Genomic DNA, 20,254 nt, shown 5'->3' with positions numbered 1-20,254 from the left:
AATTAGTGATAACAGCGTAATTGTTGAAATACCTGTTTGATCTTTTGACTGCTTTTGATGCCTGGGGAAACTTCGATCCCAGAGTTAAAATCCAACCCATAACAACCAAGAGTTGCTGCCTGTTGGCAATTTTCTGCATTCAGGCCGCCAGCCAACATATTGTTATGTTGAAGTTGTGGATTAATTAACTGCCAGTCAAATGATTTCCCTGTGCCTCCTGGCCCATTATCCAGCAATAAATGATCCACATTAGGTATTTCGGAAAATTCCGCAGTTTTGGACATATCAATAGCTTTCCAAATTTCACAGTGTTCAGGTAATACAGTACGTAATGTATTGATGTAATCTTCGTTTTCATGCCCATGTAGTTGAACGGCGGTAAGCGAAAGTGTACGGGCGATATCACTGACAACATCAACGGGTTGATTTTGAAATACCCCGACATATTGTAAAGACGCTTCATTGATGATCTGTTGGGCTTTTTGCAGGCTCACTTTACGCGGTGATTTTTCTGCAAAAATAAGGCCACCGTAGACTGCGCCCATCTGCAATGCTGTTTTGGCATCTTGTGGGCGGGTTAAGCCGCAAATCTTGTTATTACCTAAAATCAGGCGGCGTAAAGCGAGATCTAAATTTTGCTGTGCCATTAAAGAGCTGCCAATGAGAAAACCGTGGGCAAATTGGCTTAATTCGCGCACTTGACGATGCTGATGGATGCCAGATTCACTGATAATGATAGTATCTTTGGGTAAACCAGCCGCCAGTTTGCGGGTGCGTTCCAAATCAATGGACAAATCGCGCAGATCCCGATTATTGATACCAATAACTTTTGCGCCTAATTCAATTGCCCGTTGCTGCTCATTTTCATTACTGACTTCGGTCAGTACACCCATATCAAGACTGTGTGCCAGTGCGGATAAATCACGATACGTATCGTCATCAAGGACGGAAAGCATCAGTAAAATAGCGTCGGCCTGATAATAACGGGCGAGGTAAACCTGATAGGCATCAATAATAAAATCTTTGCATAGAACCGGTTGGTGTACGGCAGAACTGACCATTTTGAGAAAATCATAATTGCCTTGAAAGTATTTTTCATCAGTCAAAACAGAGATTGCAGCAGCATAAGGCTGATAAGTTTTAGCAATGCGAACAGGATCGAAATCTTCACGAATTAATCCTTTTGAAGGGGAGGCCTTCTTACATTCTAAAATAAAAACCGTCTGATTATGGGATAAAGCCTGATAGAACCGACGATGACTCGGTACAATGGCATCAATAAAACTTTCCAGTGGCTGTTCTGCTTTACGAGTCATCAGGTATGCTGCTTTATCATCAACAATTTTCTGTAATATGCTGGTTTTCATGATTAAATCCTTGCCGCCAATGCTGTCACTTTTTCATAAGCATGACCGCTATAAATGGTATTGAGTGCCAATTGTGTATTTTCTCGTAGATCTTCGTACCCATGAATTTTCATCAAGAGAGCAACATTCGCTGCTACAGCATCGGCATGGGCTTTTTGCCCCCGGCCTTGCAGTAATAGTGCCAACATATCGCGATTCTCTTCCGGGGTTCCGCCTCTCAGTGAAGATATAGAATGACACGGTAAGCCAAAATCTGCGGCCGTTAACCGGTACTGTTGAATCTCGCCATGATTGAGTTCTGCAACATAGGTTGGGGCATGTAAAGCGACTTCATCCATACCGCCACTATGTACAACGGCAGCGCGTTGATAACCCAAAACCTGTAGGGTACGAGCTATGGGTTCTACTAATTCAGAACTGTAAACTCCAATGAGTGATAGGGGAGGACGAGCAGGATTAATCAACGGGCCAAGTACATTGAATAATGTCCGGGTTTTTAATTGCTGGCGAACTTGTGCCGCATGACGAAAGCCACTGTGATATTGCGGGGCGAATAGGAAACAGACGCCAATATCATCCAGAGCACGGCGTGAATCTTTGGCACAAGTATCCAATGCAATGCCGAATGCCGCCAGTAAATCGGATGATCCAGAACGGCTGGAAATACTGCGGTTCCCATGTTTTGCCACTTTAAGCCCACAAGCCGCGGCAATAAAGGCGCTGGCCGTTGAAATATTGATGCTGTTTGTACCGTCTCCGCCTGTGCCGACGATATCACAAAACGTGTAATCAGGACGAGGAAAGGGAACTGCATTTTCCAGGAATGCCTGGGCCGCACCTGCAATTTCTTGTGGTTGTTCACCATGTAGTTTCAGACTAATTAATACAGCAGCCAATTGTGCATCACTCAACTCACCATGAATAATGGCAGTGAATAGTTGCTGGCTTTCTTGCTGTGTCAGTGTTTGGGCACTGAATAATTTTTCAAAAATCAATTGCATTTTCCCATTCCTTCAAGTTTAGTGCCTTTAATTCGATACCTTCAAACCCAACATTTTTAATTCAGTGCCCACGCCAGAGTTTGTTCAAGCAATTTAGCGCCTTGGGTGGTTAAGATAGATTCGGGATGAAATTGGAGCCCACAAACCTTGTGTTCATCATGACGCACTGCCATGACGGTATCACCGCATGATGCCGAGACTGTCAGCATCGCAGGAACATGCACAGCGGCAAGAGAATGATAACGAGCAACAGGTAAGGGATTTGGCAGACCGGAAAACATAGCTTGTCCATCATGAGTGGCTGATGTTGCTTTACCATGCAAAATTTCTTGGGCAGCAGAGACTTTCCCTCCATAGGCTTCAATAATTGCCTGATGTCCGAGACAAATGCCAATCACCGGAATTTTGCCAATCACTTGCTTGACTAATTCAGGCATACAGCCTGCTTCTGATGGTTTCCCCGGGCCGGGTGACAGCATCAAAAGGGGAGAGTCCATTTCGTGGAGTTTGGCAATAATAGTGTCTGTAGCCACAGTATTGCGATAAATAATGACTTGATGACTATGGCTTCTCAGTTGGTCCACGAGGTTATAGGTGAAGGAATCAACATTATCGAGCAGAAGAATATTCGCCATTAGAATGTCACCTCTACTTGATGGGCTTGGGCAATAGCGCGAATGACGGCTCTGGATTTATTGTGCGTTTCATCTACTTCTGATTGGGGGATGGAATCCAAAACGATACCGGCTCCGACTTGCACAGCAGCTTGTCCGTTTTCCACATAAGCAGAACGAATGACAATGCAGGTATCAAAATCCCCTTTGCCAGTAAAATAGCCGACTGCGCCACCATAGCTACCGCGCCGTTCGCCTTCATGTTCTGCAATGAGCTGCATGGCCCGAATCTTAGGTGCTCCTGTCAACGTGCCCATATTCATGCAGGCCTGATAGGCATGGAAAATATCTAAATCATGGCGAAGCGTACCGACAACACGGGAAACCAGGTGCATAACAAACGAATAACGATCGACTTTGGTTAAATCGGCGACATATCGACTTCCCGGCTCACAAATGCGAGCCAGATCGTTACGGGCCAAATCAACCAGCATCACATGCTCAGACATTTCTTTCGCGTCAGTACGCATTTCCAGCTCAATCCGGCTATCAAGGTCAGCATTTAATTCTCCGTTGGCATTGCGCCCGCGGGGGCGTGTACCGGCTATCGGATAAATTTCTATCTGGCGGTTGTTGGCATCATATTTAAGGGCGCTTTCTGGTGAGGCACCAAACAGGCAAAAATCCTGATCTTGCATAAAAAACATATAGGGGCTTGGGTTTTGTTTTTTCAGTGCTTGGTAAGCATTTAATGGAGAAGGGCATGGCAAAGTAAAACGCCGTGACGGAACAACCTGAAAGACATCCCCTTGACGAACTGATTGCTGCAACTGCCGCACGATATCCGCGTATTGCTCATCACTCCGATTGCAATCAATGGTTATGTCAGACAGTTTGACAGGCAAGAGTGGCTGAAGCGGTCCTGAAATGGCAGAAGCCAATGTTGCCATACGTTCGTTAAGGCGTTGCCTTTCCGTACCGGATCCTCCAAACAGTACAGTTTGTAACGATGAGTGCTCATATCGATGGTCAATCATCAATAGTGTTTCTGCGAGATAAAAACAGAAATCAGGGCAATGCTGGTGGTTTTTTACGGTAGGTAATGATTCAAATCCAGCCACTAAATCGTAAGCAAACAACCCGCCAACGAAAATAGCCTCAGGGGATTCTGAGAAGGATGCCAGTGCTGCAAGAGCACGTAATGCGTCGAAAACTGAATCCGATTTTAGCCGACTATCCTCGTCCAAATTTTGTTCTGTAGCAGGAAACTGTGCTCGAATAGTCTGTGATTCCACACTCAACCGGGCTTTTTCTGACAGTAAATCAGCGAGAATAGGAAGTAGATTTTGACCGTTTTTGGTGAGCGCCTCAAAAGTAACTTGTCGTTTGTTGGCGGTAATGCGCATGGCACTATCAATGATCAACATACTTTTGAGACTCTTTTTACTGTGGATTTCAGCAGACTCTAACAATAACGTAGCGGAACGATTACCACAAAGTTGATGGAAAAGCAGTGTTGGATCTGTTTTATAAACCGTATCTATCTGATTTACAGAAATATTAAATTCTTTGCCAGTCATATTTACCCCCTTGTCATTACTTTCGTTCACAAAAACTCAAGTTATAAAAAAACCCGCTTCTTAGGCGGGTTTTGGCACTTGCATATCTGTACTTATGTGCGTGAGCCAACCGCCCTGAATGGGAAGTTGTGCCACCAATCACTGATTTGCATCGCTGCTTTTTGCATAAATATGATTTGCATAAGTACGATCATTGTTAAGTGTCTCATCTGCTGAATGGTATTTTTTGATTAAAATGTCCAAGATTACCTGCGTACTAGTAAACTGGTTCATTGCTGGCTTGTCAATGATTTTTTTGCTGTCTATAGTCAAACCTGTTAATCAGTAAATTCGCCCCTTTAATCCCACCCTCTGTGTTATCATCCCTACTTCGTACTTGATATCATTTGATAGGAATCACTTGATCGATGGTGTTCTTGTTTCCCACCCGACAAAGCAGGTAAAAAAACAATGGCTGAAGCCGCCAGTGAAATGACAAGGCGCTATGATCTGCATAGCCATACGACTGCTTCAGATGGGGTTTTATCACCTGAACAGCTCGTGGACAGAGCTATTTCTATGGGCATTGATGTACTGGCAATCACTGACCATGATACGACGGAAGGTATTCCATTGGCCTTAACTCATATTCAGCAAAATGATTTGCCTTTGACATTGGTATCCGGTGTTGAAATTTCGACATTATGGGAGAATTTTGAAATTCATATTGTTGGCTTAAATGTCGATATTCACTCTCTTTCTTTAAGAAAATTTCTGGTTAATCAGGTTGATTTAAGGCAACAGCGTGGCATTGAAATTGGGCGGCGATTGTCTAAAGCAGGTATCCCTGATGCGTGGGAAGGGGCATCCCGGCTGGCTAATGGTGGGCAGGTTACTCGCGGTCACTTTGCCCGTTATCTCATAGAAGCTGGCATTGAACCCACTATCCCTAAAGTATTCAAAAAGTATCTGGCGAAGGGGAAAATCGGTTATGTTCCTCCGCAATGGTGTACAATTGAGCAAGCAATTGAAACCATTCACCAGGCTGGCGGGCAGGCGGTGATTGCCCATCCCGGCAGGTACGATTTATCAATGAAATGGCTAAAACGGTTAATAGCTTGGTTTAAACAACATGGTGGTGATGCAATGGAAGTTGCACAGTGCCAGCAAGCCCCTAATGAAAGGCAACAACTTGGTCAACTGGCAAGAGAATATGGGTTGAAAGTGTCATTAGGATCGGATTTTCACCAGCCTTGTTCATGGATAGAGCTTGGGCGCAATTTGTGGTTACCCGGTGATGTTGTACCGATATGGGACGACTGGACGCGGCTTGGGACTGCATAGAAGTAGAGGTTATCGTTATGGGCCAGTTTTTTTATATCCACCCTGATAATCCACAAAAACGTCTTATTGACCAGAGTGTGGATGTATTGAAAAAGGGAGGCGTTGTCATTTATCCGACTGATTCAGGTTACGCCATGGGTTGTTGCCTTGAAAATAAGGATGCGATGACGCGTATATGCCGTATTCGTCAATTGGAAGGGCGTCACAATTTTACGTTAATGTGTCGTGATCTCTCCGAAATTGCCACTTATGCTCATGTGGATAATCAGGCGTTCAGGTTGATCAAAAATAACACGCCGGGCAATTACACGTTTATCTTACAGGCGACAAAAGAAGTTCCTCGCCGTTTAATGAATGAAAAACGTAAAACCATCGGCTTGCGGGTTCCTTCTAATCCTATCGCGTTGGCGTTGCTGGAAGAAATGAGGGAACCACTGATGTCATGTAGCTTAATTTTACCGGGAAATGACTTTGCCGAATCCGATCCGGAAGAGATTCAGGATACATTAGGTAAACAGGTTGATTTAATCATTCACGGTGGTTATCTTGGGCAGCAACCGACGACAGTAGTGGATTTAACTGGTGATTCACCAGTAATTCTTCGCGAAGGCGAAGGTGATGTAACACCTTTTTTATAAGGTGATTTTTTTATTTTAAATACGACGCCTGTGAAGGCGACAGCAGAGGTTGCTCAATGAGCGATAAAACAGAAAAGTTACAAAAAGTTCTCGCGCGTTCTGGTCATGGTTCCCGTCGCGAAATTGAAGGGTATATCCAACAAGGGCGCATTAGCATTGATGGCAAGACCGCAACGTTGGGTGATCGAATCGAAGTTAAACCCTCAGTAAAAATTCGTCTGGATGGGCGGATTTTAAATATCAAAGAACCACAGAAAACTGTTTGCCGTGTTCTGGCTTATTACAAGCCGGAAGGTGAATTGTGTACCCGCCATGATCCTGAAGGCCGTCCGACTGTCTTTGACCGCCTGCCAAAAATGCAGGGTGCGCGTTGGATCGCAGTAGGGCGTCTGGATATCAACACTTGCGGATTGTTGCTGTTTACCACTGATGGGGAATTGGCAAATCGCCTGATGCATCCACGCTGCGAAGTTGAGCGTGAATATGCAGTTCGTGTTTTTGGTGAAGTGGATAATGCAAAACTTCGTCAATTGACACAAGGCGTGCAGTTGGAAGATGGGCCAGCTTCATTCAAAACTATCGCGTTCAAAGGCGGAGAAGGTATCAACCAATGGTACAACGTTACCTTGACAGAAGGCCGCAACCGCGAAGTCAGACGTTTGTGGGAAGCTGTTGGTGTGCAGGTTAGCCGCCTGATACGGGTGCGTTATGGTGATATCAATCTGCCGAAAGGTTTGCCGCGTGGCGGTTGGACTGAGTTGGGGCTGGAGCAGACTAACTATTTACGTCAACTGGTCGGTTTAGGCGAAGAGGTTGTGACCAAAGTCGCCGTTGAACGCGATCAACGTCGCATCAAGGCTAACCAAATCCGCCGTGCAGTAAAACGACATGCGCAGGTTGCATCCCGTCCAGCGGGGAAACGCCCTGCAAGCAGTTCTCGTCAGAATGCAGGAAGAAAAACAACGCCTAAAGGCCGTTAATTTTCTCAAGCCGCTGTTTCAGTTGACGTCAGCATTGATGCTGATTCTATTTGAAACAGCGGGTTTGTTTACCAATCAACACCTTTTTGCGCTTTGATTCCAGCATCAAAAGCATGTTTTACCGGACGCATTTCTGTAATCGTATCAGCATATTCCAACAATTCCCGATGGCATCCCCGTCCGGTGATAATCACACTCTGATGCGAAGGCCGTTGTTTTAGGGCTGTCAGGACATCGGTCAGTTCCAGATAGCCGTAACTGACCATATAAGTCAATTCATCTAGTACGACAAGGTGCAATAAAGGATCAGATAACATCCTCAAGGCATGTTTCCATGCCGACTGGCAGGCTGCGGTATCTGTTTCACGGTTTTGTGTCTCCCATGTAAAACCTGTTGCCATCACATGAAATTCAACCCCCTGTTGTGCCAGTAAGTTCCTTTCCCCGCTTTCCCATGTTCCTTTGATGAATTGGATAATGCCAGCACGCTGTCCATGCCCAATCGCACGAGTGACAGTGCCAAATGCAGCAGTGGTTTTTCCTTTACCGTTTCCGGTAAACACGATGATTATTCCTCGTTCTTGTTGCGCTGCTTCAATACGGGCATCGACTTTCTCTTTCTGGCGTTGTTGCCTTTTTTGGTACTGGCTATTATCTCTGGTCATTATTCGGCAGGTCCTGCTTTGCGACCGGGTTGGGCATCAAAACTGATACCTGAATCATTGCGACTGTCATCGCCCATGACATAAAGGTAGACAGGCATGATATCCGCCGGTGTTTTTAATTTGGCTGAGTTTTCATCAGGAAAAGCACTGGCTCGCATATTGGTGCGGGTGCCTCCCGGGTTGATACAGTTAATGCGCAGGGGAGTATGTTGATATTCCTGTGCCAAAACTTGCATCAGACCTTCCGTGGCAAATTTGGAAACAGAATAGGCTCCCCAACCGCTTCTGCCTTCCCGACCGACACTGGAGCTGGTAAAGACTAAAGAACCACAGGTGGATTTCAATAAAAGAGGAATTAATGCCTGAGTCAGCATAAAAGTAGCATTGACATTCACTTGCATGACTTCGTGCCAAAGCTGGGCAGGCTGCTCTATGATTGGCGCGACAACACCAAGCAGCCCTGCGTTGTGCAAAACGCCATCTAAACGGGAATAACGCTGTGCCAATTCACGAGCAAAAGCCTGACATTCTTCTGCGGTCACAGTCAGCAAATCCATCGTATAAACATCAGCCGGTAAACCGCCATCGTTTTCAATCTGCTGTTTGACGGCTTTCAGTTTTGCGGTAGTGCGCCCGAGCAAAATAACCTGGGCACCATGACGGGCATAAGTCAGTGCGGCTTCGCGCCCAATGCCATCACCAGCACCGGTTACTAAAATGATTTTTTGTTGCAGCAGGTCACTATTGGGGTGGTAATCAAACATCGGGCAATTTTCCTGTGTTACTTGTCAATCTACTTATTTCTACATATAGATTGCCATCTCAAGATGGCATAGGCGTCTTTCATCAGAACAAAACTTAAAGTTTCCGTCAAATTTACCGGAATTGGCGAAAGAGTAGCACGCTAATTGAGATAAGGTTAAGTAAACTGTTAGAGCGTGGCTTTCAGTTTTTGGTTAGAATGAAACATATTGTTCATCATAAGTTAATAAAGGTGGATCTGTGGAATATTTGTCTCTATACGGATTGTTCTTAGCCAAAGTGCTCACGGTTGTTTTAGCCATCGTTGTTTTGGTGGTAGTTTGTATTGGATTAGGTGTACGTAAAACAATTCACAAAGGGGAATTGAAACTGACTAATCTTGGTAAGTCATATAAGGAAAAACAGCGTCAGATGCAACAGGCTCGAATGAGTGAAGAAGAGAAAAAAACCTGGCAAAAGGCGTTGAAGAAACAGCAAAAAAATGATGCCAAGCAGAAAAAAGCAGAGGCTAAAGCGGGGCTGAAAGGTTTACAGAAGCCGAATCTTTATGTCTTGGATTTTAAAGGCAGTATGGATGCTCATGAAGTTGATTCCCTTCGTGAAGAGATCAGCGCAGTACTCGCCGTCGCAGATAAAGAAGATGAAGTTCTATTGCGTCTGGAAAGCCCGGGGGGCGTCGTTCATGGCTATGGGCTGGCTGCATCTCAATTGGCTCGTTTACGGCAGAAAGGGATACGCCTGACGATTGCTGTGGATAAAGTGGCTGCGAGTGGGGGTTATATGATGGCTTGTGTGGCTGACCGCATCATTGCAGCCCCGTTTTCCATTATTGGTTCTATTGGTGTTGTTGCACAATTACCCAATATTCATCGGCTCTTAAAGAAAAATGATATCGATGTAGAACTGCATACTGCCGGAGAATATAAACGTACCCTGACTGTTTTGGGGGAAAACACCGAGCTGGGGCGGAAGAAGTTTCAGGAAGATCTGAATGAAACGCATAAATTATTTAAGTCGTTTATCTACCAGCATCGTCCATCATTGGATGTAGAGAAAGTGGCTACGGGTGAATATTGGTATGGCACACAAGCAAAAGAAAATGGGCTGATCGATGAAGTGGGTGTCAGTGATGATTTCCTGATCGAAAAAATCAAGCATTGTGAAGTTATCGGAGTCAGTTATTCCCGTCGTAAACGTGTGGTTGAACGTTTCATGGGCAGTGCGATGGAGAATGTTGATAAGTTATTGATGCGCTGGTGGCAAAGGGGAGAAAAACCACTGTTATAATAGCGTGAATCGTTATAGCAACCATTCCGTCTTAAGACAGGCGTTGTGAATATCATGTGATCATGCGGGTAAATAGGGGGAATTATGATTATGTCCTTTATTACCCGCATAATTATTGATAACTGGTTAGGAATAACGCGATTCGTTTTTTAATCGATTAGAGAATACTTTTCGGACAGTATATGTGCTAAATGTTTAAACATATTAAATACAGCGGTACTTTTTGCTGTAGGTAACCCGGATTCATCCAGAAAGTATTCACCTTTAAATACTAATACCCCGCCTTTTTGCTCTACACTTTCGGCATACATCCCTTGTATAAAATCTTCGTGGTTCTTAATGATTTCATTTGCTTTTTTCAGTAACTGTTTCCGCTTAATAGGCATTGTTTCAGTTTGCATCTATTATGCTCCTTCAAAAAATAAGTTGTTGCGCATCGTTTTTTATCAGGTAGAGTGTGGACTTTTCGTCATGCAGATGGAAGATTTTGTTTACAACGGTTAAATCATACTATTGCATGGTCTGTGTTGGTATATAAAATACCTTAAATATTTCAAAGGGTTTTGCGCTTAAACAAAAGTACAAGATAAAAATTAGTTGATATCTTGCAAATCTATCGCAATATAAAAAGAGATTTTATTTTATATATCGCAACATAACGCCGTGATTTTCGCCATCTGAACAGAAGATAATTAGGTAAAGGTAACTATGGCCAAAGCTCTTGTTATAGTGGAGTCCCCGGCAAAAGCCAAAACAATCAATAAATATCTGGGGAATGACTACGTTGTTAAGTCCAGTGTAGGTCATATCCGTGATTTGCCGACGAGTGGTGCAGCGAGTCAAAAGAGTTCAAGCTCATCTACCGATAAGAATAAAAAGAAAGCAAAAAAAGATGAGAAAACCGCGCTGATAAATCGCATGGGTGTTGATCCCTACCATGATTGGGAAGCGGATTATCAAATTCTGCCGGGCAAAGAAAAAGTTGTCGCAGAACTGAAAACGCTGGCTGAAAAAGCCGAGCATATCTATCTCGCAACTGACCTTGACCGCGAAGGAGAAGCCATTGCATGGCACTTGCGGGAAGTGATTGGTGGGGATAATGCCCGCTTCAGTCGGGTTGTGTTCAACGAAATCACTAAAAATGCAATCACTCAGGCTTTTGATAAACCGGGTGAATTGAATATTGATCGAGTTAACGCCCAGCAAGCACGCCGTTTCATGGATCGTGTTGTGGGTTATATGGTTTCACCGTTGTTGTGGAAAAAAGTTGCCAGAGGGTTGTCCGCTGGACGGGTTCAATCCGTTGCGGTTCGTCTCGTGGTCGAGCGAGAGCGTGAAATTAAGGCATTTGTGCCGGAAGAATACTGGCAATTACACGCAGATTTAGTGGCTAAAGGCGACATTTCCCTCCATATGGAAGTAACCCACGAAAAGGGAAAAGCATTTAAGCCAGTAAATTCTCAACAAACGCAGGCAGCAGTATCTTTGCTTGAAAAAGCGAGATACAAGGTGATCGATCGTGAAGATCGCCCGACTTCCAGTAAGCCAAGTGCGCCATTTATTACCTCAACATTGCAACAGGCTGCAAGCACACGGCTTGGGTTTGGTGTCAAGAAAACCATGATGATGGCGCAGCGCCTCTATGAAGCGGGCCACATCACTTACATGCGTACTGATTCAACTAATCTGAGTCAGGATGCTCTGGATATGGTTCGAGGTTACATCAGTAACCATTTTGGGGACAAATATTTGCCACAAAGTGCCAATATCTACAGTAGTAAGGAGAATTCTCAGGAAGCGCATGAAGCTATCCGGCCTTCTAATGTTGATGTTATGGCTGAAGAATTGAAAGATATGGAAGCTGATGCGCAGAAATTGTATCAGCTTATCTGGCGTCAATTCATTGCCTGCCAAATGATGCCGGCAAAATATGACTCTACGACACTGACTGTTCAAGCGGGTGATTTTGAGCTGCGTGCTAAAGGGCGTACTTTACGTTTTGATGGCTGGACAAAAGTAATGCCTGCTTTGCGTAAAGGGGATGAAGATAACACCTTGCCAACAATTGCAGTGGGAACCGAACTTGATTTGCAGGAGTTGATCCCAAGCCAGCACTTTACGAAACCGCCAGCACGTTTCAGCGAAGCGTCACTGGTTAGGGAACTGGAAAAACGGGGTATTGGTCGTCCGTCAACTTACGCATCGATTATCTCAACCATTCAGGATCGTGGCTATGTCCGGGTTGAAAATCGGCGATTCTATGCGGAGAAAATGGGTGAAATCGTCAATGATCGTTTGGAAGAGAATTTCAACGAATTGATGAATTATGACTTTACAGCGAGAATGGAAGATCAGCTTGATCACGTTGCTAACAACGAGGCGAATTGGAAAGGAGTTCTGAACGAATTTTTCTCCAATTTCAGTGAGCAACTTGATGTTGCCAACAAAGATCCTGATGAAGGTGGGATGCGTCCGAATCCAATGGTGATCACTTCGATTGAGTGCCCGACCTGTAGTCGCCCAATGGGGATCCGTACCGCGACAACCGGCGTGTTCCTCGGCTGCTCTGGTTATGCACTGTCACCTAAAGAGAGATGTAAGCAGACGATTAACCTGATTCCAGAAAATGAAATTTTGAATATTCTGGAAGGGGATGATGCTGAAACTAATGCCCTGCGCGCCCGTCGCCGTTGTCAGAAATGTGGTACAGCGATGGACAGCTATTTGATTGATAACCAGCGTAAGTTGCATGTATGTGGTAATAATCCTGCGTGTGATGGTTATGCGGTTGAAGAGGGCGAATTCCGCATTAAGGGTTATGATGGCCCTATCGTTGAGTGTGAAAAGTGTGGCTCAGAAATGCACCTGAAAATGGGGCGTTTTGGTAAGTACATGGGTTGTACAAACGAAGAGTGTAAAAACACGCGTAAAATTTTGCGTAATGGCGAAGTGGCACCGCCTAAAGAAGATCCGGTTCCATTGCCTGAGCTGGCATGTGAGAAATCGGAAGCCTATTTTGTGCTCCGTGATGGCGCTGCGGGAATATTCTTAGCCGCCAATACCTTCCCTAAATCACGTGAAACACGTGCGCCATTGGTTGAGGAACTTGTTCGATTCAAAGATCGGCTGCCGGAGAAGTTGCGTTATTTGGCCGAAGCACCTGTTGCTGACCCGGACGGGAATAAAACGGTTGTGCGTTTTAGTCGTAAAACTAAGCAACAATATGTCTCTTCGGAAAAAAATGGTAAGGCTACCGGATGGGCTGCATTTTTTGTTGAAGGTGCTTGGGTAATGAAAGAGAAATAATAACTTCAGTTATTAATTAGTGCATTATATCTTTATTTATTAGATGTAATTCATTGAGATCTATTCAGATAGATATTTCTTTTTTTACCAAAAACGTAACTTTTCTTTCTAAAAAGCCAGTCATAAAGACTGGCTTTTTTTGTATTTAAAGAAAATTTAAACACAATATATCTGCAATGAATGCTTGATTATAGTTACGCAACCTAATTATTTGTTATATAAATATACAACAGGTGTTATAGTGGTTATATGCCTAAAGATAAATATTCTATATGGTTATAAGTGAATAACGATTAGCAATATAGAAATCGATTAAACTACAAAATATTCGTACATTTGATTATTAGGGACAGTGCTGATATGAAACTACAGCAATTGCGTTACATTGTAGAGGTGGTTAATCACAACCTGAATGTATCTTCTACAGCAGAAGGATTGTATACCTCTCAACCAGGGATCAGCAAACAAGTCAGGATGCTTGAAGATGAGTTGGGAATACAAATATTTGCTCGCAGTGGTAAACATCTGACACACGTGACTCCGGCTGGTGAAGAGATTGTCCGTATTTCACGTGAAGTTCTGTCAAAAATTGATTCAATTCGTTCTGTCGCTAGTGAACACACTTATCCCGATCGTGGCTCTCTCTATATCGCTACAACCCATACTCAGGCAAGGTATGCTTTGCCTCCTGTTATTAAAGGCTTTATTGAGCGCTACCCCAACGTATCATTACACATGCATCAAGGTTCACCAACCCAGATTGCGGAAGAGGTGTGCAAAGGAAATAGCGATTTTGCGATAGCAACTGAAGCGCTTCACCTTTATAGCGATCTGATTATGCTGCCTTGCTACCACTGGAATCGTTCTGTTGTCGTGACGAAAGACCATCCTCTCGCTAACAGACAGAATGTGACAATTGAAGAATTGGCAGAATATCCAATAGTTACTTACACCTTTGGTTTTACCGGGCGTTCTGAGCTGGATGTTGCTTTTGACCGAGCCGGCCTGAAACCTAAAATTGTGTTTACAGCAACTGATGCCGATGTAATTAAAACCTATGTGCGCTTAGGGTTAGGTGTTGGTGTGATTGCGAGTATGGCTGTTGAACCCGTTCAGGATAGTGATCTGGTACGTATTGATATGCGTGATAGATTCAGTTACAGCACAACCAAGATTGGATTCCGGCGTAGTAGTTTCCTGCGCAGTTATATGTATGATTTTATATGGCGTTTCGCTCCTCATTTGACACGTGATGTTGTGGATAAAGCCATTGCATTGCGTTCCAATGAAGAAATCGAAGAAATGTTCAAAGATATTGAGTTGCCGATAGTGTAAATAAGATTAAACCACCTCCCAGGCAATAAGGAGGTGGTTGGTTTTTATCTTCTTCCTCTGTTTCGGCCACGAGGTAGTCTTGCAGAACCTCTGCCACTAGTCGATGGTAGATTAGATGGCCCCGGCATACCGCCTCTGCTTCCCATTGGGTTTTGGGTAATTGATTCATAGGATGGTGGCGCTTCATAAGGAGGTGGGGAGCCGTAAGGAGGTGGTGAGCCATAAGAAGGAGGAGCAGATCCATGAGAAGGAATATTATGTGAGGGGAAATGTCGTCTGGCCGGTTGCCCCCTGGCATTTCTGCTTGGAGCATGCGGAGGTGAGATTGGAGGCAGTGAATTAGATGAGCAAGGTACAAGACCACTCATTGCCGCTTCATAGTATTCTGAGGTTCGGGGTTGTTGTACATACTCTGGCTCTAGTAAGCTGGTAGCAAGCTCAAAACATTTTATCGCTCTAGCTTCATCAGTGTCATATGATAGGCTAGGGAGAATTTGGTTCTGATATGTATATATGGATATGCTACAGGAACCGCTATACCGTAGTATATATGTATTATTGCCACTTGGTATGAATCCCATACTTGTTAGTCTGATACGAATACAGTTATCTGGTTCTTGTGGCAGAGAGGGGTGCCTTAGTTGGTTGAAATTATTGAATATTATTTGTATAGATTGACCCTCATTATTTTTGGGATAGGCACTGACAAGCCTATGTTTGCACAGAAAAGTGAAATAATCTAATAAGCTCAGTTGGGCACTTGATAAATTATCCATATGCTTGCTCCTGCAAAAAATGAATAACTTTTTATCCTCCTATTTTTGCCAAAAAACAAGCGAATAATTCTTAATAATCTACTTTCTGCCTATTACCTACTAAAGAGTTATTTTCAGTGACACCGTAACAAAGGGCGGTAGCACAATTTCAGCATACAGGATGGAAGATGAGTGCTAACCAAAGAAAAAGAAGCCAGCAATCCAAAGCCATATGGTCATATGTAGAAATAAATTCAGAGATATTGTCTTTACCTGCCGTTTTTATCTTACGAGGTGTAACATAGCTTTGTCGCTCTATATAAATTAAGTTTAACTGTATAGATTAAGATTGCTGGCATGAATTTAATCATTTTTCTTAAAAAGATTAGCATTACTGAATGACGGTTTTTGATTACGCTTTAAACTCACCGCTGAAAAAACTATCAGAATCTTCTATTGAGGATTTTTTGTTCTTAAGAATAAAATTTTCAAAAGCTATTCTTATCTCGGGATCTTCCAGGGCTTGATAATCAAATAATGCAATACAGGTAGAATAAGTAAATTCGACATTAATATTTTCATTGGAAGCACAGTTTGATGTTATTTCAGAGTTGGTTCTATCAAAATCTACTTTATATAATTTGATTTTAGGAACATACACAACTTGATCACCGACCTCCATGACTTCAATGACACTGGCCAATGTGAGAGTGGAGTAATGATCATTATTTCGTTTTAACCCCATTCGTATGGCATCTCCCTGTTTTTGCAGAAAATTGGCAAAGTTTTTCAGATCTGGAGAATATGTATTCAAAATAATATCCATAATAAGTTGGAGTAAATTTGTTGCAATAGAGAGGCCTTTCATTTCATGATGATAAGTCTGACTCTCTATACTTCTAATGTTTATCAATGGCAATTTTGCCATGATATCACCCCAAAATTGAATATCTGTTTTATATTTTGAACCATTGTTATCAGAATATTTGGTTATATAGTCAGCGACTATTGAGGAAAGGGCTATTTGTGTTTTCTTTATTTCATTTAGTTGGTGCATAACACCTGTTTTATTGGCAGCTTGCGAGGTGATAACAAATTGTACAAGGCCATCCGTATCGCTAAATCGATAATCTGACAGGGAAAACTTATTATTAACTTCGACAGAAAAGAATTGATCAGCCTGTTGTATATAACTTAAATAATTTTGACGTTTTTCATTCGTTTTCATATTCATAATATATTCTCCAATCTCTATTGAACCAATTGAATACTTTGAATATACACTTCATATATTGAGGTGTAATTTGAAATCTATTAGCCAGTAGTATTCCAGCCACGTCAACTTCAATCCCATCAATCTCTTATGTTATAAATAAAACATATCTGTTTTGGAGATGCATCACCAAAATTTATCAATAAATGAGGATTTACAGAGGATTAGCAAAATGTGTGGTCACTGAATAACAAATATCCGCATATATGTTATGGTTAGATAGTGTACTGACCATAATAAGAATGGAGGAGTTATGTCGTTTAAATTAAAAACGGACTGTGCTTCAACGCTCTCTATCAGTAGTAAATTGATTGAGGGTGGATCTACTGGCAGTAAGATCTATCACTATTACAGCTTACCTTTATTATCTGAGCGATTGGGTGAAATATCCCGCCTACCAAAATCTCTGAAAGTTCTGCTTGAAAATCTTCTGCGTAATCTTGATGGTGAGTCCGTGGTGGAAGGTGATCTGGAAGCGCTGGTGGAATGGCAGAGAAACGCCCATGCAGATAGAGAGATTGCCTATCGTCCAGCCCGTGTGTTAATGCAGGATTTTACCGGCGTCCCGGCTGTGGTGGATCTTGCTGCCATGCGAGAAGCGGTGTTGAGACTCGGCGGAAATGTGGAGCAAGTTAACCCATTGTCTCCTGTTGATCTGGTTATTGACCACTCGGTGATGGTGGATAAATTTGGCACAGAGCAGGCGTTTACTGAAAACGTCCAGATTGAAATGGAGCGTAACTACGAACGTTATCTGTTTTTGCGCTGGGGACAGAAGGCTTTCAATCGCTTCCGCGTTGTGCCGCCCGGAACGGGGATTTGCCATCAGGTTAACCTTGAATATCTAGGGAAAGCGATTTGGTATGAAGAACAAAATGGTAAAAGTTTTGCTTATCCAGATACGCTAGTTGGAACGGATTCTCATACAACTATGATTAATGGATTAGGGGTTCTGGGATGGGGGGTTGGCGGAATTGAAGCTGAAGCCGCCATGTTGGGACAACCGATTTCAATGCTAATCCCGGATGTCGTTGGTTTTAAATTGACCGGAAAATTGCAGGAAGGGATTACGGCAACCGATCTGGTACTGACAGTCACTCAAATGTTGCGTAAGCATGGTGTTGTCGGAAAATTTGTTGAATTCTATGGTGATGGATTGTCCGATTTACCATTAGCAGACAGAGCAACCATTGCCAACATGTCGCCTGAATATGGCGCAACCTGCGGTTTCTTCCCTGTTGATAACATTACATTAGACTATATGCGGTTAACCGGGCGTAATGAAGAGGAGATTGCCTTGGTTGAAGCCTATTGTAAGGCTCAGGGGTTATGGCGTAACGCAGGGGATGAACCCATTTTTACCAGCACTCTTGAGTTGAACATGTCGACAGTTGAGGCAAGTCTGGCCGGGCCAAAACGTCCTCAGGACAGAGTGGCTTTGGGAAATGTACCACAAGCTTTCCAATCTGCCATGGAATTGGAGATCCAAAAAAACCAGGCCCATTCATCTTTGGTATCCGTAACTTTGGAGGATCAAACCTTTTCACTGCAAGATGGTGCAGTGGTAATTGCTGCTATTACATCTTGTACAAATACGTCTAACCCCAGTGTGCTGATGACTGCGGGTTTACTTGCCAAAAAAGCAATTGAGAAAGGCTTGCAGCGTCAGCCATGGGTTAAGACTTCACTGGCTCCGGGTTCTAAAGTCGTTACCAATTATCTGGAATTGGCAGGTTTTATGCCATATCTGGAGAAACTCGGTTTCAATTTAGTGGGATATGGTTGCACCACCTGTATAGGTAACTCTGGCCCGTTACCCGATCCGATTGAGGCGGCAATCAAACAATCTGATTTAACGGTAGGCGCTGTACTTTCCGGCAACCGGAATTTTGAAGGACGCATTCATCCGTTGGTGAAAACAAACTGGCTGGCATCACCGCCGCTGGTGGTGGCCTATGCGCTTTCCGGCAATATGAAAAAAAATCTGACTCAAGAACCCATCGGGAGAGATCAGGATGGCAATGATGTTTATTTGAAAGATATTTGGCCTGATAGCAGCGAAGTCGCGGCAGCGGTGGCACAAGTCAGAACGGAAATGTTTCATAAAGAGTATAACGCTGTGTTTGATGGTGACGAGAGCTGGCAATCTTTGGGTGTTGCCAGTTCAGCAACTTATTCCTGGCAGCCGGATTCTACGTATATTCGCCATCCGCCTTTTTTTAGTGATATGAAGGCTGAGCCTAAACCGGTAGCGGATATTCACCAGGCTCACATCTTGGCAATCTTGGGGGACTCGGTCACGACTGATCACATTTCACCTGCGGGGAATATTAAGGCTGACAGTCCAGCCGGGCGTTATTTGCAAGAACACGGGGTTGCACCAAAAGATTTTAACTCTTATGGCTCAAGACGCGGTAACCATGAAGTGATGATGCGGGGAACATTTGCCAATATCCGTATTCGCAATGAAATGGTTGCTGGTATTGAAGGGGGGTACACTCGCCATATCCCATCACAGTCTCAACTGACCATCTATGATGCTGCCATGCGTTATCAGGAAGAAAAGTTACCATTGGCCATTATTGCAGGTAAAGAGTATGGTTCAGGTTCAAGTCGTGACTGGGCTGCGAAGGGCACAAGGCTGTTGGGAGTCAGAGTGGTGATTGCTGAATCTTTCGAACGTATTCATCGTTCTAACCTTATCGGTATGGGCGTATTGCCTCTGGAATTTCCTCAGGGGATCAGCCGCAAGACATTAAATCTAACAGGTAATGAGAGAATTGATGTGGCTGGATTGGGAAACATTAATCCCGGAGAGACAATTGCAGTGAAGATCACTTATGCCAATGGGCAGGAAACTGTGATAGATACTCGTTGCCGCATTGATACTGGTACAGAACTGGCTTATTTCTATAATGATGGCATCTTACATTATGTGATCCGTAATATGTTGAAATAATACCTTTGATGTAAAATAGCTGCGATCAGATAAACGATACTAAAAAATAAAAACTGCGCCGACATAGACGCAGTTTTTATTTTTCATGTACGCTCTGGTTTTTACACGTGGCCCGTGTTTGAACTGTCTGAAAAAATAAACGTGTGCCGTTCTTCTTTCAAGTGGTTTGTTGCTGTTAAAAACAATATTCAAGCATTTTTATCCGCTCAACACTTCGTTGACGAGTCATTCTTATATATATCTATAATAAATAAAAAATACAGGTATAAAATATCAAAGTTTGCATGATTAAGATTATTTTATAGTAATTAAAATGACGATCCTGTATGTTTGATAATTATTGTTGGAGACAGATATCTTGAATGAATTGTTATTTGAGAGGTAATTTAATTTCATTAAAAATAAGGGC

General features: G+C 43.3%; 15 protein-coding genes and 1 other annotated feature. Of the genes, 7 read left to right on the top strand and 8 right to left on the bottom strand.

Annotated elements, in window-relative coordinates:
* Positions 1-2 precede the first annotated feature (2 nt).
* Genes trpCF through Xenpb_RS12455 form a run of 4 tightly spaced genes read right to left on the bottom strand, consistent with a single transcriptional unit; the run spans position 3 to position 4,562 of the window.
* Positions 3-1,367 (bottom strand): bifunctional indole-3-glycerol-phosphate synthase TrpC/phosphoribosylanthranilate isomerase TrpF, encoded by a 1,365-nt coding sequence (trpCF, locus tag Xenpb_RS12470; RefSeq protein ID WP_187654626.1) that lies wholly within the window; start codon positions 1,365-1,367, stop codon positions 3-5.
* Between the two features lie 2 nt (positions 1,368-1,369).
* Positions 1,370-2,368, bottom strand: coding sequence for an anthranilate phosphoribosyltransferase (trpD, locus tag Xenpb_RS12465; protein WP_187654625.1), 999 nt, complete (start codon positions 2,366-2,368; stop codon positions 1,370-1,372).
* Positions 2,369-2,424: 56 nt separating this feature from the next.
* A complete protein-coding gene (locus Xenpb_RS12460; protein WP_187654624.1) occupies positions 2,425-3,003 on the bottom strand; it encodes a gamma-glutamyl-gamma-aminobutyrate hydrolase family protein in 579 nt (192 codons plus the stop codon).
* Entirely contained in the window at positions 3,003-4,562 is a 1,560-nt protein-coding gene (locus Xenpb_RS12455) for an anthranilate synthase component 1 (protein ID WP_187654623.1), read from the bottom strand. The genes Xenpb_RS12460 and Xenpb_RS12455 overlap by 1 nt, the downstream gene beginning before the upstream one ends.
* A gap of 43 nt (positions 4,563-4,605) precedes the next feature.
* Positions 4,606-4,705 (bottom strand) — a sequence feature (Trp leader region).
* A gap of 307 nt (positions 4,706-5,012) precedes the next feature.
* Here Xenpb_RS12455 and Xenpb_RS12450 point away from each other — a divergent pair.
* Genes Xenpb_RS12450 through rluB form a run of 3 tightly spaced genes read left to right on the top strand, consistent with a single transcriptional unit; the run spans position 5,013 to position 7,503 of the window.
* Positions 5,013-5,885 (top strand): PHP domain-containing protein, encoded by an 873-nt coding sequence (locus tag Xenpb_RS12450; protein WP_187654622.1) that lies wholly within the window; start codon positions 5,013-5,015, stop codon positions 5,883-5,885.
* 17 nt (positions 5,886-5,902) lie between these two features.
* On the top strand, positions 5,903-6,523 hold the full coding sequence (locus Xenpb_RS12445) for an L-threonylcarbamoyladenylate synthase (RefSeq protein ID WP_187654621.1): 621 nt from the start codon (positions 5,903-5,905) through the stop codon (positions 6,521-6,523).
* Positions 6,524-6,579: 56 nt separating this feature from the next.
* Positions 6,580-7,503 (top strand): 23S rRNA pseudouridine(2605) synthase RluB, encoded by a 924-nt coding sequence (rluB, locus tag Xenpb_RS12440; protein ID WP_187654620.1) that lies wholly within the window; start codon positions 6,580-6,582, stop codon positions 7,501-7,503.
* A gap of 68 nt (positions 7,504-7,571) precedes the next feature.
* On the opposite strand, the gene cobO is transcribed toward rluB, so the two are convergent.
* Both cobO and Xenpb_RS12430 read right to left on the bottom strand, forming a co-directional pair.
* On the bottom strand, positions 7,572-8,168 hold the full coding sequence (cobO, locus tag Xenpb_RS12435; protein WP_187654619.1) for a cob(I)yrinic acid a,c-diamide adenosyltransferase: 597 nt from the start codon (positions 8,166-8,168) through the stop codon (positions 7,572-7,574).
* Complete coding sequence (locus tag Xenpb_RS12430) at positions 8,168-8,932, bottom strand: YciK family oxidoreductase (RefSeq protein ID WP_187654618.1); 765 nt, start codon at positions 8,930-8,932, stop codon at positions 8,168-8,170. Before Xenpb_RS12430 ends, cobO begins: the two co-directional genes overlap by 1 nt.
* A 238-nt stretch (positions 8,933-9,170) precedes the next feature.
* On the opposite strand from Xenpb_RS12430, the gene sohB reads away from it, so the two are divergent.
* Positions 9,171-10,217, top strand: coding sequence for a protease SohB (sohB, locus tag Xenpb_RS12425; RefSeq protein WP_187654617.1), 1,047 nt, complete (start codon positions 9,171-9,173; stop codon positions 10,215-10,217).
* A gap of 149 nt (positions 10,218-10,366) precedes the next feature.
* On the opposite strand, the gene Xenpb_RS12420 is transcribed toward sohB, so the two are convergent.
* Positions 10,367-10,618, bottom strand: a complete 252-nt coding sequence (locus Xenpb_RS12420; RefSeq protein ID WP_187654616.1) for a YciN family protein — start codon at positions 10,616-10,618, stop codon at positions 10,367-10,369.
* Between the two features lie 307 nt (positions 10,619-10,925).
* On the opposite strand from Xenpb_RS12420, the gene topA reads away from it, so the two are divergent.
* Entirely contained in the window at positions 10,926-13,523 is a 2,598-nt protein-coding gene (topA, locus tag Xenpb_RS12415) for a type I DNA topoisomerase (RefSeq protein WP_187654615.1), read from the top strand.
* A gap of 360 nt (positions 13,524-13,883) precedes the next feature.
* Complete coding sequence (cysB, locus tag Xenpb_RS12410) at positions 13,884-14,858, top strand: HTH-type transcriptional regulator CysB (protein ID WP_187654614.1); 975 nt, start codon at positions 13,884-13,886, stop codon at positions 14,856-14,858.
* A 1,167-nt stretch (positions 14,859-16,025) separates the two neighbouring features.
* Here the strand turns inward: cysB and Xenpb_RS12405 are convergent.
* On the bottom strand, positions 16,026-16,847 hold the full coding sequence (locus Xenpb_RS12405) for a hypothetical protein (protein ID WP_187654613.1): 822 nt from the start codon (positions 16,845-16,847) through the stop codon (positions 16,026-16,028).
* A 292-nt stretch (positions 16,848-17,139) separates the two neighbouring features.
* Between Xenpb_RS12405 and acnA the strand changes: the two genes are divergently transcribed.
* Positions 17,140-19,845, top strand: coding sequence for an aconitate hydratase AcnA (gene acnA / locus Xenpb_RS12400; RefSeq protein WP_255523131.1), 2,706 nt, complete (start codon positions 17,140-17,142; stop codon positions 19,843-19,845).
* The last annotated feature ends 409 nt before the right edge of the window (positions 19,846-20,254 follow it).

Origin of the sequence: Xenorhabdus sp. PB62.4, assembly GCF_014467285.1 — a bacterium.
In the GTDB taxonomy this organism is placed as follows: Bacteria; Pseudomonadota; Gammaproteobacteria; order Enterobacterales; family Enterobacteriaceae; genus Xenorhabdus.
This window is presented reverse-complemented; position numbering and strand designations above follow the sequence as displayed.